The organism is Enterobacter sp. BWH64 (assembly GCF_001037645.1).
Lineage (GTDB): Bacteria > Pseudomonadota > Gammaproteobacteria > Enterobacterales > Enterobacteriaceae > Enterobacter > Enterobacter hormaechei_C.
This window is the reverse complement of the sequence record NZ_KQ089922.1, coordinates 150328-166526: the sequence shown is the minus strand read 5'-3', so window position 1 is coordinate 166526 and position 16199 is coordinate 150328. Positions and strand designations below refer to the sequence as shown.

Genomic DNA, 16199 nt, shown 5'->3' with positions numbered 1-16199 from the left:
CGTCAGGCGTTGGAATACCGCTCGGTTTCCGGCATCCAGCGTTCAATTAACGCTGCCGCCTGTTCGGGGTAGCGTTCATGAATATGACGCGCAAGGCGTTGTACTTCGGGGATCATGGCCTGATCGCGCAATAAATCCGCTACTTTAAACTCGGCGTTACCCGTCTGACGCGTGCCCAGCAGTTCGCCCGGGCCGCGGATCTCCAGATCTTTTTGCGCAATGACGAAGCCGTCATTGCTGTCGCGTAATACCTGCAAACGCATCTGCGCGGTTTTCGACAGAGGGGCTTTGTAGAGCAGCACGCAGTGAGAGGCGATCGCGCCACGGCCCACGCGGCCTCGTAGCTGGTGGAGCTGCGCCAGGCCCAGGCGCTCCGGGTTCTCAATAATCATCAGGCTGGAGTTCGGCACGTCCACGCCCACTTCGATGACCGTGGTCGCGACCAGCAAATGCAGCTCGCCCTGTTTGAACGACTGCATCACCGCCTGCTTCTCGGCAGGCTTCATGCGCCCGTGAACCAGACCTACGTTCAGCTCCGGCAGGGCGAGTTTTAACTCTTCCCACGTGGCTTCGGCAGCCTGAGCTTCCAGCAGCTCAGACTCTTCAATCAGGGTACAGACCCAGTAAGCCTGACGTCCTTCGTGGGTGCAGGCGTTGCGCACGCGGTCAATGATGTCGCTGCGGCGCGTGTCCGGAATGGCGACCGTTGTCACCGGCGTACGACCCGGGGGGAGTTCGTCGATGGTGGAGGTATCCAGATCGGCATAGGCCGTCATCGCCAGGGTGCGCGGAATCGGCGTGGCGGTCATGATCAGCTGATGCGGGTGGAAGCCCTGTTGCAGACCTTTCTCCCACAGCGCCAGACGCTGATGAACACCAAAGCGGTGCTGTTCGTCGATAATGACCAGCGCCAGGCCGTTAAACTGCACCTGTTCCTGGAAAATGGCGTGCGTGCCGACAATCATCTGCACCTGCCCGCTGGCAATGGCTTCCTGCTGCGCAAGGCGCGCTTTGCCCTTCTGCTTCCCGGCCAGCCAGCCCACTTCAATTCCCAGCGGGGCGAACCAGTTCCGGAAATTGTTGGCGTGCTGCTCGGCCAGCAGTTCAGTCGGTGCCATCAGCGCCACCTGCTTACCGTGGGCGATGGCGCGCAAAGCGGCCAGCGCGGCGACCAGCGTTTTACCGGAACCCACGTCGCCCTGCACCAGGCGCATCATTGGCACATCCAGCGCCATATCGCGTTCGATCTCGGCAGTCACCCGCGCCTGGGCGCCGGTGGGTTTAAACGGCAGTGAGGCCAGCAGCTTATCTTTGAGCTCATCACGCTGGCTTAATGGCTGCGCGTGGAAACGCTGCGCACCTGCGCGCAGGGCCAGCATGCTCAGGTTGTGAGCCAGTAATTCCTCAAGGATAAGACGCCGTTGGGCGGGGTGTTTACCGCTCTCTAAATCAACAAGCTGAAGCGTTGGCGGTGGACGATGCAGGGTGCGCAACGCCTCCGGCAGGCTCATCATGCCCTGCGCCAGCTCCGGCGGAAGCAGCTCGTTAATGGCGCAGGTATCGAGCAGCTCCAGCGCCTGATCGGTGAGCTTGCGCAGCGTAGCCTGCTTAATGCCTTCAGTGGTTGGATAGACCGGCGTGAGCGTCTCCTGTAGCTCAGGTGAGCTGAGATCACCCTGCACGCGGTATTCCGGGTGGATCATCTCCGCGCCGTATTTGCCCCGTTTGGCTTCACCGTACGCAAGTACGCGTCGTCCAGTGGCAAGGCTGTTTTTCATTGCCGCATTGAAGTTGAAAAAGCGCATGGTGAGAATGCCGGTGCCGTCGCTGATCTGGCAGGTCATCATCCTGCGTCCGCCAAAGGTGATGTTGCAGTTCAGCACTTCCCCTTCAACGGTGGCGTAAATAGCGGGCAGCAGATCGCCAATCTTATAAAGCTGAGTACGGTCTTCGTAGCGCAGGGGGAGGTGGAGCAGGAGATCCTGCACGGTGTGCAGGCCTATCTTCGCCAGTTTACTGCTTTGTGCCGCGCCCACGCCCGTCAGGCTGTTGAGCGGTATGGCGTCCAGCAGGCGGCCTTTCATGATTTACCCCGCGTACTGCATGGTGGACCACCACTCGGCATCGGCTTCAATTTCGCCCTGCGCGTTGACGTGGGGGTAAGGCAATTTCTTCTGCTTCGCAACGCGAGCCAGCACCGGATAGCCACCTTCAAACAGCAGGCGCTGCTGCTCCTCTTCCGGCAGCATGCTGTTGCTGCGCTCGTACATTCCGGCATTCTGACGCTGGCGCTGCGCTTCATACAGGATCAGCGCCGAGGCGACCGACACGTTGAGTGACTGGACCATGCCGATCATTGGAATGATGATGTCCCGATCGGCCAAATCCAGTGCTTCCTGCGTGATCCCCGTTTTCTCCTGGCCCATTAAAATACAGGTCGGACGAGTGTAGTCGATCTCACGGAAATCCACGGCTTTAGCAGAGAGGTTGGTTGCCAGAACCTGCATGCCACGCCCTTTCAGGTGCGAGACCGCTTCACCAATAGTCTGGTGAGTTTTCACGGATACCCAGCTGTTGCTGCCTGCGGCGGTGGAGGCCATGGTACGCATACGTGCGCCAGGCCAGACGGCGTGGACTTCATGCACGCCGACGGCATCTGCGGTGCGGACGATAGCAGAGACGTTATGAGGTTTATGGACCTGCTCCATGCAGACCGTCAGATCAGGCTGACGCCTGGCGAGCATTTCGCAGATTCGCTCGTAACGTTTTGAATTCATAATGCTAGTTTCGGTTACGGGTGACTTTAATGACGTCCGGCATCACGCGGATCTTGCGCATAATATTGGCCAGATGCACACGGTCACGGGCGGTCAGGCGAATAAAGGCGCTATAAACGCGGCCATCTTTTTCTTCCGTATTCAGGCTTTGAATGTTGGATGAGGCGGTGTTGATCGCTGCCGTCAGGTTCGCCAGGGCACCCTGGTGGTTGAACATATCCACCTTGATTTCAGTGATAAATTCCTGCGCCGTCTCTTTATCCCACTCGACCGCCATGAACTTCTCAGGCTCTTTCTGATAGCCACGGATGTTACGGCAGGATTCATGGTGGATCACCAGCCCTTTACCCGGGCTGACGTGCGCAATAATCGGGTCGCCCGGGATAGGACGGCAGCATTTGGCGAAGGTGATGAGCACCCCGTCAGCGCCTTTGATCGGCAGGTGACCATGATTTTGCGTGGTGGCAGGAACGGCTGTCGTTTCGCCTTGTTGCAGGTTCTTCGCCACGACCACGCTCATGGCGTTGCCGAGACCAATCTCTGCCAGCAGGTCTTCCAGCGAGGCGAGCTTCATACGCTCCAGCTCATGCTGAATGTTTTCTGGCGGGATCTCTGCCAGTTTGCGGCTGCCACCCAGCGCGTGATTGAGCAGACGACGCCCCAGGCTAACGGAGTCGTCGCGCTTGAGGTTTTTCAGCAGCTGGCGGATTTTTGCGCGCGCTTTTGAGCTCACGACAAAGTTCAGCCAGGCGGCGTTAGGACGTGCCCCCGGCGCGGTAATGATCTCCACCGTCTGTCCGCTGAAGAGCGGCTGCGACAGCGGATAAGGCTGCCTGTCGACGCGGGCACCTACGCAGGCATGGCCGATATCGGTATGCACGGCGTAAGCGAAGTCGACCGGTGTCGCGCCCGCAGGCAGTTCGACAATGCGCCCTTCCGGCGTGAAAACGTAAATCTCATCCGGGAAGAGATCGGATTTAACGCTCTCGATAAATTCAAACGAGCTACCTGCGCTCTGTTGCAGCTCCAGCAGGCTCTGCATCCAGCGCTGGGCGCGGATTTGCGCGGTGGTGCTGCTTTCGCCGCCGTGCTCTTTGTAAGCCCAGTGCGCCGCGACACCCATCTCAGCCATTTGATCCATATCTTCGGTACGAATCTGCACCTCAACAGGGACACCGTGCGGGCCAATCATGGAGGTGTGCAAAGACTGGTATCCGTTCGCTTTTGGAATGGCGATGTAATCTTTGACGCGCCCCGGACGCGGCTTGTACAGGCTGTGCATCTGCCCCAGCACGCGATAACAGGTGTCTGAATCGTGGACGATGACGCGGAACGCGTAGATATCCATAATCGAGTGAAAACGCTGCTCTTTGAGCACCATTTTGCAGTAGATAGAGTACAAATGCTTTTCGCGACCGCTCACGCGGCACGGAATGCCCGCTTCCTGCAAACGCCCTTCGATTTCAGAGAGGATCTTTTGAATCATCTCTTTACGGTTACCGCGAGCGGCTTTCACCACCTCTTTAATCACGCGATAGCGGTTCGGGTACAACGCCTCAAAACCCAGCTCTTCCAGCTCGGTTTTAATGTGATGAATACCTAAACGGTGCGCCAGCGGACTGTAAATTTCGAGGGTTTCACGGGCGATGCGGCGACGTTTATCCGGGCGAAGTGAGCCCAGTGTGCGCATATTGTGGGTGCGGTCAGCCAGTTTGATGAGAATGACGCGGATATCCTGCACCATCGCCATGATCATCTTGCGGAAGTTTTCGGCCTGCGCCTCTTTCTTGTCGCGGAATTTCAGCTTATCAAGCTTAGAGACCCCTTCCACCAGCTCGGCAACGCTTTTGCCAAACAGCTGTTCCATGTCCTGGTAGGTGGCAGGGGTATCTTCGATCACGTCGTGCAGCAGGGCGGCCATCAGCGTTTCGTAGTCGAGTTTCATCTCGGCCAGAATACAGGCCACCGCTACCGGGTGCGTGATATAGGGTTCACCGCTTGAACGTGTCTGGCCCTCGTGAGCGTCACGTGCAACGAGATACGCCTGCTGAAGACGCTTAATCTGGTCTTCAGGCAGGTAGGTTTGAATCAGTTGATTCAGGCTTTCAAACAGATACAAGGGCGACCCGCAGGTTTAATTAACGACGACCTTCAGCAATAGCGGTAACAGCTTGTAATTCAGCGGCTTCCTGCTCTTGCTGCTCCTGGCGCTCACGCACGTCGAGGATCTGGTTGTTGATCAGACCTTCTTCGATTTCGCGAAGTGCAATAACGGTGGTTTTATCGTTTTCTTCCGGTACCAGCGGATCTTTACCGCCTACCTGCATCTGACGAGCGCGACGCGCGGCGACCAGCACCAGGTCAAAACGGTTACCAATTTTCTCTACAGCGTCCTGAACAGTTACGCGTGCCATACTTAAAATGCTCCACAGGTGAAGAAATGACTGGGCATGATACTGAAAGTGGGTTCAGTCTGCCAACAGTTTGGTGATTAATGCGTCATGTCGCTGCTTCTGGCGGCTCATACGCAGACGTTCTGCGCGAAGGATAGTTTTGAGATCGCTCAGCGCGGCATCAAAATCATCATTCACAATAAGGTAATCATATTCCGCGTAATGGCTCATTTCTGCAACTGCCTGCGCCATACGCTTCGCGATAACTTCTTCGCTGTCCTGGCCGCGACCACGCAGGCGGCGATCCAGTTCATCTTTCGATGGCGGTAAAATAAAGATACTGCGCGAATCAGGCATTTTCTTACGAATTTGCTGCGCGCCCTGCCAGTCGATATCCAGGAACACGTTCACGCCGGTCGCCAGTACCTGCTCAATGGTTTCACGCGAAGTACCGTAGTAGTTACCGAAAACTTCTGCGTGTTCAAGAAACGCGTCTCTGCCAATCATCGCTCTGAATTCGTCGTGATTCACAAAGAAATAGTGTTCACCGTGCACTTCACCCGGACGCGGTGCTCGCGTGGTGTGAGAAACAGAAACCTGCGTATCGTACAACGGTTGGGTTTTTAACAGTGCCTGAATAAGGCTGGATTTACCCGCGCCACTAGGGGCAGAAACAATATAAAGCGTGCCTTGAGCCATGAGAGTCTTTTGTATGTGTTAACGAAGAAGTCCTACATACGGGCTTATTATACACGTCGCCGCTGTGTGACGTAGCCTTTGTCACACTTTTTCCCCTGGATGATTAAATTTTGCGTGCCGTTTTCAGCTTTTACCTTCTTTTTGCTGCAATAAAAACAATGCGCTGAAGCGCGCTCGTAAAATGCAATTTTGTAGCTGGTCTGCGGCTCACGGGCAGGGTATACCCTTCGCAAAACAGGGAGGGGTAATAATGGTGAAATGGATAAGCATACTGATGATCTTCTTAAGCAGCGGGGCGATGGCTATTTGCCCGGTCTGGTCACCGGCTAAAGCCGGGCAGGAGATCGCGGCCCTGAAGGCGCAGCTGACCCGCTGGAATGAAGATTACTGGAAGCAGGGCCGCAGCGAGGTGAGCGACGACGTTTACGACAGGCTTAACGCCCGCTTAAAACAGTGGCAGCGCTGTTTTCACGATGAACCGCTGCACGACGATCTTCCAGCCGCCAGTGGGACGGTGAAACATCCCTTCGCCCATACCGGCGTGCATAAGGTAGAAAGCAAGCAGGCGCTTAGCCGCTGGATGGCGACGCAGCAGGATCTCTGGGTACAGCCAAAGGTGGATGGTGTTGCGGTCACCCTGGTCTACAAAAACGGCAAGCTGGTGCAGGCGATTAGCCGGGGCGACGGCTTACAGGGGGAAGAGTGGACGGCACAGGCGCGAATGATCCCCGCTATTCCGCAAACGCTGGCCGGGCCGCTTGCCAACAGCGTGTTGCAGGGTGAACTTTTTCTGCTGCGCGACGGGCATATCCAGCAGCGGATGGGGGGGATGAACGCGCGTGCGAAGGTAGCGGGGGCAATGATGCGCGCGACCGATCGCGCAGCGCTGAAGCAGACAGGCATTTTTATCTGGGCCTGGCCGGACGGCCCAAAAGCGATGAAAGCACGCCTTTCCGCGCTGGCGGAGGCAGGTTTTACCCTGACGGCCCGCTATACCCTGCCGGTTAAAAACGCGGCTGATGTGGAAGCGCAACGGACGGCCTGGTTTAAGGCTTCGTTGCCCTTCGCCACGGATGGCATTGTGGTTCGCGCCTCGGCAGAGCCGCCGGGCGAGGAGTGGCTGCCGGGGGAAGGGAGTTGGATCGTCGCATGGAAATACCTTCCTGTGGCCCAGGTGACGGAAGTCAAAGCGATTCACTTTACCGTTGGCCGTACCGGGCGGATCACCGCGATTGCGCAGCTTGAGCCGCTGATGCTCGACGATAAACGCGTACAGCGCGTCAGCTTAGGGTCGGTTAACCGCTGGCAGAGGCTGGATATTGCCCCCGGCGATCAGGTGCTGGTAAGACTGGCGGGACAAGGTATTCCCCGGCTGGATAACGTGGTGTGGCGCAATGTGGATCGCCGTAAACCGCAGCCGCCCTCATCGCGCTATAACGGCTTAACCTGTTTCTATGCCTCCCCGGAGTGCATGGAGCAATTTTTTGCCCGGCTGAAGTGGCTAAGTTCCAGGCAGGCGTTAGATATCGAAGGAATGGGCGAATCAGGATGGCGGACCCTCTATCAGGCGCATCGGTTTGAGCACCTCTTCTCCTGGCTACAGCTCACGCAGGCGCAGCTCACCGCGACGGCGGGGATATCGGCATCGCATGGCGCTGCGCTGTGGCATCAGTTTAACCTGGCGCGGGAGCGACCTTTTATCCGCTGGATCACCGCGATGGGAATACCGCTGGCCCGGTCGACGCTCAAGGCGGCAGGGGATCGCACCTGGCAGGAGCTGATTCAGCGAAGCGAAGCGGAGTGGCGGATGCTGCCGGGTGTCGGGCAGGAGAAGGCCCGCCAGATCGTAAACTGGCTGCATCAGCCTCAGATTGATGCCCTGGCAAAATGGCTGGCCGCAGAGCACATCGGTGGATTTTAATCTGCGTGCGCTCCTGAACAGACTGGCGAGGGGGCACACTTCCGCTGCCGTGAATAGCGTATTTATGAGACGCGGTTTATATACGCAATAATTATGAATATAAATGAATTATTCATGGTAAATATATTTTGAGGAAATATTATCCCTGAACCCAATTTCAGAATTTGCTCTGCTTGCGTTTTTATTTTCTTTGAGAGAACGGCTTAATTGATCTCAATCACTATTAATCGAGAGCAATAGCCGGGAATGAAGGAGTTATAGGCAATGCAGCCTGAGTATTGTTCGTATTTTTGCTTTTAATTTCAGTTGTTTAACTATTTTATTAATAATATGTTGAGTGTTTTCTGGTTAACAATTAGTCATATTTATTCTGCCGGAAATCATTGCGTCAAATTATTATAAGAATTATCTTATCCAAAATTTTTAAGGTAGTTACCGCTGGGGTGCATTTCGCATCACTCTGCGTTTTCCTTTCTTTTTGCGCCCCGTGAGGGGGTTAACTATCTGAACTCCAATTGAAGCAATTAAGGGTACCGAAATATATCCTGGCGGTTTATATGCGCTGGTGTTCAGAGCCCAGGGCTTTTACATGGATGATTTTCCGTCCCTGTCGGGCCGGAATTCAGCCCCGGGCTTTATGCCCGTTAACCGGGACCTGGTTTCCAGGTGCTCATATTTTCCTTCATTTGAATGAGGACCAAAAATGAAAAGGACGCTTTGTACAGTGCTGACGGCACTCACGCTGGCGACTGCCCTGCCTGCTATAGGCGCTACCACCGAAGCAGGTAGTACCAGCGCAGCAACAACCGGTACAACAACCGGAGCAACGGTGGGAACTACTGCTGGCACTACGGGGGGACTGGCGGCAGGCGCGATTGGGACAACCGCTGTTGTCACCACCGCTGCGATTGCCGGCGTAGCGACGTTAGCCGTTGTCGCGGTAAGCGACAGTGGCGATGACTCAGGCAATGGTACTTCCACGACGACAGTTACCCGCTAAGGCTGGTGCGCAAGGCGATATAGCCTTGCGCTGAACAGCGCAACGACTTGACCCGGTGGCGATATCAAAGCCGGGTATTTAATTGATTTCAATGTTATTTAATCAAGGATTTCTGGTGAGACTGTTTATTCTGCTCATCATGACTCTGCTGATCCAGGGATGTACGCCGAGCCAGCAGAGCATTATTGAGACCTTTAACGCCAGCCTGGACGGGCGCCAGGATGTGACGGTAACGGACGGGCAGATTCAGGTGCTCCCATACTCAACCATGTACCTGCGTCTGGATAATGGCCCGAGGATCCTGGTGGTTCTCGGATACATCGAACAGGGAAACAGTAAGTGGTTATCGCAGGATAATGCGATGATCGTCACGCATAACGGTCGCCTTATCCACACGCTCAAGCTCCCTTATAACCTGCTTGAGGTAACCAACCTTGAGCACGATCCGCTGCGCCACACGCCGCAGCTCCGCGACGGCAGCCAGTGGTCGCGCGATGTGCGCTGGCAGGAAGAGGGGCGGTATCGCTCCGCACACCTGACCTCGCGCTTCTCCCTGAGCGGGACGGAAAACCTGACCCTTGCCGGAAACACGCTACGTTGTCAGGTCTGGCAGGAGACGGTGCAGGCCGACGGCCTCGATCGTCGCTGGCATAACACCTTCTGGATTGATTCCGCCACCGGCCAGGTACGCCAGAGCGAACAGATGCTCGGCGCGGGCGTATTCCCTGTCGCCATGACGATGTTGAAGCCCGCCCCATGAACAGACTCCGAAAATGGTTACCTGGCGTAGGGCTATCTCTCTTCAGCCTGCCCGCCTTATGTGCAAGCGTCGTTACCGTGCATCAGCCGGGCAAAACGTGGTCTGCTGGACAGGCCGATACGCTCTCCCGGCTGGTCACCCAGCCGCAGCTGAACAACGTCTGGTGGCAGGGCGCTGTCATCGCAACCCCTTCCGCCACGCGGCGAGCGCAACAGACGCAACAGCAGGTGCTGGCGTCGCTTTCAGCCTGGCAGAATCGCGCCGATGACGAGCGGATCGCGACCATTCGCACTGTCGGTACACAGATCCGCTCCCTGCGGATCGTCGGGCGGCAGTTTGTCAGCCTCGATCCAGACGCCGTGCGTACCGACGCCCGCGGCGATCGTTCCCTTGAGGGCCGTTACGATCTGTGGCTCTCGCCTGCGCCCCGCACCGTCACGCTGATGGGGGCGGTCGCCACACCGGGGAAACTGGCCTGGCGACCGGGCGCAAGCATCAGGGATTACTTACAGGGGCAGCTGCGGCTGGCTGGCGCCGACAGGAATAACGTGACCGTTATCGATCCTGACGGCAGTAGGGTTGTTGCTGTTGCGCCGGTGGCGTACTGGAACGCACGCCATATTGAAGCAGAGCCGGGCGCTGTTCTGTGGGTGGGGTTTGATCCCCGGGCGGTGCCGGACGATTTTACCGGTCTGAATGAGCAAATCGTTGCGCTCCTGACGCGGCGGATACCTGACTGATGAACAAACTTTTTTTACTGAGCGGCCTTGCTCTGGCGATCTCTTCTGCCTGCCACGCGGAGCTGCGTACCTGGCCCGATCCGACCGGACCTTCACAGTCCGACTTTGGCGGCACCGGCCTGATGCAAATGCCCGACGCGCGCTTTGGCCGGGAAGGGGAATTCAGCGTCAACTACCGCGATAACAACCAGTATCGTTTTTACTCCTCTTCGGTCGTGCTCTTTCCGTGGCTGGAAGGGACGATTCGTTATACCGACGTCCGCACCCGCAAATACAGCAGCGACGAGGATTTCAGCGGCGATCAAAGCTACAAGGATAAGTCGTTCGATTTTAAGGTTCGTCTGTGGGAAGAGGACTATAGCCTGCCGCAGGTGGCGCTCGGCAAGCGCGATATTGCGGGCACCGGCCTGTTCGACGGTGAATATCTGGTTGCCAGTAAAATGGCCGGACCGGTCGATTTTACCTTTGGAATAGCCTGGGGATATCCCGGTAATAGCGACAACGTGGGTAACCCGCTGTGCCACGACAACAATAAGTATTGCACCCGCGGCGAATCACATGATGCCGGGGATATCAGCTTTAGCGATATGTTTCGTGGTCCGGCGTCGCTGTTTGGCGGCCTCCAGTATCAGACGCCCTGGCAGCCCCTGCGCCTGAAGCTCGAGTATGACGGCAACAATTATGCCGATGATTTTGCCGGCTCCATTAAGCAGTCGAGCCATATCAACGTGGGGGCAGTCTATCGCGTTGCCGACTGGGCCGATCTCAACCTCAGCTACGAGCGCGGCAATACGCTGATGTTTGGCTTCACCCTGCGGACCAACTTTAACGATCTGCGCCCCGCGCTGCGTGATAACCCGAAACCGGCCTGGCAACCGGCACCGGCAGGCGAGACGCTGGACTATACCTCGGCGGCAAACCAGCTCACCGCGCTTAAGTACAACGCAGGCTTCGATGCGCCGGAGATCCTTCAGCACGGCAATACCTTATACATGACCGGCGAACAGTATCGCTATCGCGATCCGCGCGAAGCGGTGGATCGCGCCAACCGTATTCTGATCAATAACCTGCCCGACGGGGTCGACACGATCGCTATCACCCAGCGGCGTGACCATCTGCCGCTGGTCACGACGCAAACCGATGTCACCAGCCTGCGCAAACAGCTGGCGGGACAGCCGCTCGGCCAGGAGGAGGCGCTCAGGCAGCAGCGCGTCGAGCCTGTGGATACCACAGCGTTCGGGCGCGGCTACCGTATTCGCGCCGATCGCTTCAGCTACAGCGTCAAACCGACGCTGGCGCAGTCGCTGGGCGGTCCGGAAGATTTCTATATGTTCCAGGTGGGGGTGATGGCCAGCGCCAGCTACTGGCTGACCGATCGTCTGCTGCTCGACGGCGGCGTGTTCGCCAACCTCTATAACAACTACGACAAGTTCAAATCCTCGCTGCTTCCCGCTGACTCCAGCCTGCCGCGCGTCAGAACCCATATTCGCGATTATGTCAGCAATGACGTCTACATCAACAACTTACAGGCCAACTATGTCGATGCGCTGGGGCACGGCTTCTATGCCCAGATTTATGGCGGCTACCTCGAAACCATGTACGGCGGCGTGGGAGCAGAGGCGCTCTGGCGCCCGCTTGATAGCGACTGGGCGCTGGGCGTGGATGCGAACTACGTCAAGCAGCGCGACTGGGACGACATGATGCGCTTCACCGACTACAGCGCGCCAACCGGATTTATCACCGCCTACTGGAACCCGGCGAAGCTCAACAGCGTGCTGATGAAGCTGAGCGTCGGGCAGTACCTGGCGAAGGATAAAGGCGCCACCCTCGACGTCGCGAAGCGATTCGACAGCGGCGTGACGGTAGGCGTCTGGGCGGCGCTGACCAACGTCTCGAAAGAGGATTATGGCGAAGGTGGCTTTAGCAAAGGCTTCTACATCTCGATCCCGCTTGATCTGATGACGATCGGCCCAAATCGCAACCGGGCGGTGGTCTCGTGGACGCCTCTCACGCGTGATGGCGGCCAGACGTTAGGCCGTAAATATCAGCTCTATGACATGACGTCAGAACGCGAAACCCCGGTAGGGCAGTAGTACCGGATGAAACAGGCATTACTTAACCAGATGATTTTCCTGAATGAAAAACGTTAAATTTTCCGTGCTTGCGTTGGCTATGATGGCGTTAAGCGGTTGTACTATCGTACCGGGCCAGGGACTTAGCACCCAGGGCAAAGATATTATCGATCTGCCTGACAGCAATTACGATCTGAATAAGATGGTCAACGTCTATCCGCTCACGCCGGGGCTGGTGGAGCAGTTGCTGCCTGGCAAAGTCGACTCCCGCGCGAATCCTGAACTGGATCGCCAGCTTCAGAACTACCAATATCGCATCGGCGTCGGCGACGTACTGATGGTTACCGTCTGGGACCACCCGGAGCTGACCACCCCCGCAGGTCAGTACCGTAGCGCCAGCGATACGGGCAACTGGGTGAATGCCGATGGCACGATCTTCTACCCCTATATCGGCAAAATCCGCGTCGTCGGCAAAACGCTGGCCCAGGTGCGCGATGAGATCGCCGCCCGGCTGGACTCGGTGATTGAGAGCCCGCAGGTGGATGTCAGCGTCGCGGCGTTCCGCTCGCAAAAAGCCTACGTGACGGGCGAAGTGGCTAAGTCTGGCCAGCAGCCCATCACCAACATTCCGCTGACCATAATGGATGCGATCAATGCGGCAGGCGGCCTGACGTCGGAGGCGGACTGGCGCCACGTGGTGCTGACCCATAACGGCCAGGACACGCACATTTCTCTCTACGCGCTGATGCAGCGCGGCGATCTCACCCAGAACAAACTCCTCTATCCGGGCGATATTCTCTTCATTCCCCGTAATGACGACCTGAAAGTGTTTGTCATGGGCGAGGTGGGTAAACAGAGCACCCTGAAGATGGACCGTAGCGGCATGACGCTGGCGGAAGCGCTGGGTAATGCGCAGGGCGTAAATCAGGATATGGCCGACGCCACAGGGATCTTTGTGATTCGTCCGTTGCAGGGCAAGCAGAACGGCAAAATCGCCAACGTCTACCAGCTTAACGCCCGGGATGCCACCGCGATGGTGTTGAGTACCGAATTTCAGCTTGAGCCTTACGACATCGTCTATGTCACCACCGCGCCGCTGGTGCGCTGGAACCGCGTGATCTCTCAGCTTGTGCCGACCATTACCGGCGTACATGACCTGACTGAAACAGGGAGATATATCAGAACATGGCCAAACTAACGTTTAACGCCATCCTGGTGATCTGTACCGGCAATATCTGCCGCTCTCCCATTGGGGAACGGCTGCTGCGCCGGCTGCTTCCCGCCGCCCGGGTCGATTCAGCGGGAACGTATGGCCTGGAAGGGCGCACCGCCGATTCACAGGCGACAGAGATCGCCGCCGAACGCGGCACCCTGCTTGAGGGCCACGTGGCGCGCAGGCTCACCCCCGCCATGGTGCGCGACTACGATCTGATTCTGGCGATGGAGCTGGAACATATCGAGCAGGTCACGGCTATCGCACCGGAGGCGCGGGGCAAAATGATGCTCTTTGGTCACTGGACGGGCAGAAAAGAGATCCCGGACCCCTACCGTAAAAACCGGGACGCATTTGAATATGTTTATGGGCTGCTGGAGCAGGCCAGTCTGGAATGGGCGAAACGGCTCAGTTAATCACACGGGATAGTTACGTTTTATGTCAACAAATAACCTTCACGCCCATGATGCGTCTGCCGCGAATAACGAGATCGATCTGGTGCGCCTGTTGGGTGAGCTGCTCGACCACCGAAAATTTATTCTCATCCTTACCGCGCTGTTCACGCTGGCGGCACTGCTTTATGCGCTCTTTGCCACACCGGTTTATCAGGCCGATGCGCTGATACAGGTGGAGCAGAAGCAGGGCAACGCGCTACTCAGTAACCTTAGCGAGTTCATCCCTGACTCCTCGCCAGAGTCGGCGCCGGAGCTTCAGCTTCTCCAGTCGCGCATGATCCTCGGTAAAACGATTGATGACCTGAACCTGCGCACGCAGGTGAGTGAAAACTATTTTCCCCTTGTCGGACGCGGCTGGGCGCGACTCACCGGGCAACAGCCTGGCATCGTCGATGTCAGTATGCTCAATCTTCCCCCTGTCGCGGGCCGGGCGCAAAAGCTGACGCTGACCGTCGGCGAGAAGGGCCACTATCAGCTGGAAGGCGATAACGTGACGTTACAGGGCGTCGTGGGACAGCCGCTGAGCGCGGCGAATATCGCCATTACCATTGCCGCTATCCAGGCGAAGCCGGGTACGCAATTTACGATTACACAGCTGAGCGAGCTGGAGGCCATTGACGCGCTACAGCTGCGTTTTTCCGTGAGCGAGCGCAGCAAGGACAGCGGGATGCTTGGCCTGACCATCACGGGGGAAGATCCCGATGAGATGGCGCGCGTGCTTAACTGCATCGCCGATAACTATTTACAACAGAACGTGGCTCGCCAGGCGGCGCAGGATGCGAAAAGCCTGCAATTTTTGAAGCAGCAGCTTCCGCAGGTGCGCAGCGAGCTGGACCAGGCCGAGGAGAAGCTCAACCGCTATCGCCAGCAAAATGACTCCGTTGACCTGAACCTGGAGGCAAAAGCGGTGCTGGAGCAGATTGTAAATGCGGACAATCAGCTCAATGAACTGACCTTCCGGGAAGCGGAAATTTCGCAGCTCTACAAAAAAGATCACCCCACCTACCGGGCGCTGATTGAGAAACGCCAGACGCTGGAGCAGGAAAAAAACCGCCTGAATAAACGGGTATCGTCCATGCCGTCGACCCAGCAGGAGGTGTTGCGCCTGAGCCGTGATGTGGAGTCGGGACGCGTTATCTACCAGCAGCTGCTTAACCGCGAACAGGAGCTGAGCATCGCCCGGTCGAGCGCAATTGGTAACGTCCGCATTATCGATCCGGCCGTGACCCGGCCGCAGCCAGTCAAGCCGAAAAAAGCGCTGGTCGTCGTTCTGGGGGTTCTCCTGGGTCTGTTCGTCTCTGTGGGCTGGATCCTGGCGCGCAGTATGCTGCGTATGGGCATTGAAACGCCGGAGCAGCTGGAGGAGCATGGGATTAACGTCTATGCCACCGTACCGCTGTCGGAATGGCTGGCTAAAAAGATGCGTTTGCGCAAAAAAGACTTTATGTCCTCAGGGCTGCGCCATAAGACCAAACATATCCCCTTCCTGGCGGCGGATAACCCGGTCGATCTCTCCGTGGAGGCGATTCGCGGCCTGCGCACCAGTCTGCATTTTGCGATGATGGAGTCAGCGAACAATATACTGATGATCTCTGGCGCCACGCCTGACAGCGGTAAAACCTTTGTCAGCAGTACCCTGGCGGCCGTCGTGGCGCAGGCGGGCCAGAAAGTGCTCTATATTGATGCGGATATGCGTCGCGGGTATGCCCATGATCTGTTTAAGCTCGACAATACCTGCGGCTTATCGGAGATGTTGTCCGGTAAGGCGGAGTATACCCAGGGCGTTCAGACCTTCGATAAAGGCGGGTTCGATACCATCGTGCGCGGGCAGATCCCCCCTAATCCGGCGGAGCTTCTGATGCATACGCGTTTCCAGCAGCTGCTGGACTGGGCGAATGAACGCTACGATCTGGTGATTATCGATACGCCACCGATCCTGGCGGTCACCGACGCGGCTGTTGTCGGTCGTCGCGCAGGCAACACGCTGCTGGTCGCCCGCTTCGGGATGAACAGCGTGAAGGAGATGCTGGTCTGTGTACAGCGTCTGGAGCAGAGTGGCGTCAATACCAAAGGGGTGATTCTCAACGGCGTCGTTAAGCGGGCAAGCAACGCTTACGGCTACGGCTATCATCACTACGGTTACAACTATTCGAGTAATTGATTATCCGG

General features: G+C 57.1%; 13 protein-coding genes. 8 read left to right on the top strand and 5 right to left on the bottom strand.

The genetic code is table 11. From position 1 onward, the window contains the following. Positions 1-2 precede the first annotated feature (2 nt). Genes recG through gmk form a run of 5 tightly spaced genes read right to left on the bottom strand, consistent with a single transcriptional unit; the run spans position 3 to position 5869 of the window. On the bottom strand, positions 3-2084 hold the full coding sequence (recG, locus tag SK50_RS00820; RefSeq protein WP_015570052.1) for an ATP-dependent DNA helicase RecG: 2082 nt from the start codon (positions 2082-2084) through the stop codon (positions 3-5). Positions 2085-2087: 3 nt separating this feature from the next. Further along, positions 2088-2777, bottom strand: a complete 690-nt coding sequence (gene trmH, locus SK50_RS00815; RefSeq protein WP_003860922.1) for a tRNA (guanosine(18)-2'-O)-methyltransferase TrmH — start codon at positions 2775-2777, stop codon at positions 2088-2090. Positions 2778-2781: 4 nt separating this feature from the next. Beyond that, positions 2782-4896, bottom strand: a complete 2115-nt coding sequence (spoT, locus tag SK50_RS00810; RefSeq protein WP_048228990.1) for a bifunctional GTP diphosphokinase/guanosine-3',5'-bis pyrophosphate 3'-pyrophosphohydrolase — start codon at positions 4894-4896, stop codon at positions 2782-2784. Between the two features lie 19 nt (positions 4897-4915). Then, positions 4916-5191: a DNA-directed RNA polymerase subunit omega gene (gene rpoZ / locus SK50_RS00805; RefSeq protein WP_000135058.1), complete on the bottom strand. Its 276-nt coding sequence runs from the start codon at positions 5189-5191 to the stop codon at positions 4916-4918. A gap of 54 nt (positions 5192-5245) precedes the next feature. After that, positions 5246-5869 carry a guanylate kinase gene (gene gmk / locus SK50_RS00800; protein WP_006177710.1) on the bottom strand — a complete coding sequence of 208 codons (624 nt, stop codon included), beginning with the start codon at positions 5867-5869 and terminating at the stop codon, positions 5246-5248. A gap of 250 nt (positions 5870-6119) precedes the next feature. Between gmk and ligB the strand changes: the two genes are divergently transcribed. The 8 genes from ligB (at position 6120) to etk (ending at position 16191) form a co-directional block, all read left to right on the top strand. Next, positions 6120-7790 (top strand): NAD-dependent DNA ligase LigB, encoded by a 1671-nt coding sequence (ligB, locus tag SK50_RS00795; RefSeq protein WP_048228987.1) that lies wholly within the window; start codon positions 6120-6122, stop codon positions 7788-7790. A 703-nt stretch (positions 7791-8493) separates the two neighbouring features. Next, positions 8494-8790 (top strand): hypothetical protein, encoded by a 297-nt coding sequence (locus SK50_RS00790; protein ID WP_017693971.1) that lies wholly within the window; start codon positions 8494-8496, stop codon positions 8788-8790. 115 nt (positions 8791-8905) lie between these two features. Then, the gene (locus tag SK50_RS00785; RefSeq protein WP_017383627.1) at positions 8906-9550 is read left to right on the top strand and encodes a YjbF family lipoprotein; all 645 of its coding nucleotides are present in this window, start codon (positions 8906-8908) and stop codon (positions 9548-9550) included. Further along, on the top strand, positions 9547-10290 hold the full coding sequence (locus SK50_RS00780; protein WP_048228984.1) for a capsule biosynthesis GfcC family protein: 744 nt from the start codon (positions 9547-9549) through the stop codon (positions 10288-10290). The genes SK50_RS00785 and SK50_RS00780 overlap by 4 nt, the downstream gene beginning before the upstream one ends. Then, positions 10290-12383 (top strand): YjbH domain-containing protein, encoded by a 2094-nt coding sequence (locus tag SK50_RS00775; protein WP_074172743.1) that lies wholly within the window; start codon positions 10290-10292, stop codon positions 12381-12383. Before SK50_RS00780 ends, SK50_RS00775 begins: the two co-directional genes overlap by 1 nt. 43 nt (positions 12384-12426) lie before the next feature. Further along, complete coding sequence (locus SK50_RS00770) at positions 12427-13560, top strand: polysaccharide export protein (protein WP_032646765.1); 1134 nt, start codon at positions 12427-12429, stop codon at positions 13558-13560. Beyond that, positions 13548-13991: an arsenate reductase/protein-tyrosine-phosphatase family protein gene (locus SK50_RS00765; protein WP_045343871.1), complete on the top strand. Its 444-nt coding sequence runs from the start codon at positions 13548-13550 to the stop codon at positions 13989-13991. Before SK50_RS00770 ends, SK50_RS00765 begins: the two co-directional genes overlap by 13 nt. A 22-nt stretch (positions 13992-14013) precedes the next feature. Continuing rightward, entirely contained in the window at positions 14014-16191 is a 2178-nt protein-coding gene (gene etk, locus SK50_RS00760) for a tyrosine-protein kinase (RefSeq protein WP_048228982.1), read from the top strand. Positions 16192-16199: the final 8 nt, after the last annotated feature.

What these genes read in the sequence shown, in the direction of transcription:
- recG (WP_015570052.1), bottom strand. Translation starts at nt 2,084, where the DNA reads ATGAAAGGCCGCCTGCTGGACGCCATACCGCTCAACAGCCTGACGGGC.
- trmH (WP_003860922.1), bottom strand. Translation starts at nt 2,777, where the DNA reads ATGAATTCAAAACGTTACGAGCGAATCTGCGAAATGCTCGCCAGGCGT.
- rpoZ (WP_000135058.1), bottom strand. Translation starts at nt 5,191, where the DNA reads ATGGCACGCGTAACTGTTCAGGACGCTGTAGAGAAAATTGGTAACCGT.
- gmk (WP_006177710.1), bottom strand. Translation starts at nt 5,869, where the DNA reads ATGGCTCAAGGCACGCTTTATATTGTTTCTGCCCCTAGTGGCGCGGGT.
- ligB (WP_048228987.1), top strand. Translation starts at nt 6,120, where the DNA reads ATGGTGAAATGGATAAGCATACTGATGATCTTCTTAAGCAGCGGGGCG.
- SK50_RS00790 (WP_017693971.1), top strand. Translation starts at nt 8,494, where the DNA reads ATGAAAAGGACGCTTTGTACAGTGCTGACGGCACTCACGCTGGCGACT.
- SK50_RS00780 (WP_048228984.1), top strand. Translation starts at nt 9,547, where the DNA reads ATGAACAGACTCCGAAAATGGTTACCTGGCGTAGGGCTATCTCTCTTC.
- SK50_RS00775 (WP_074172743.1), top strand. Translation starts at nt 10,290, where the DNA reads ATGAACAAACTTTTTTTACTGAGCGGCCTTGCTCTGGCGATCTCTTCT.
- SK50_RS00770 (WP_032646765.1), top strand. Translation starts at nt 12,427, where the DNA reads ATGAAAAACGTTAAATTTTCCGTGCTTGCGTTGGCTATGATGGCGTTA.
- SK50_RS00765 (WP_045343871.1), top strand. Translation starts at nt 13,548, where the DNA reads ATGGCCAAACTAACGTTTAACGCCATCCTGGTGATCTGTACCGGCAAT.
- etk (WP_048228982.1), top strand. Translation starts at nt 14,014, where the DNA reads ATGTCAACAAATAACCTTCACGCCCATGATGCGTCTGCCGCGAATAAC.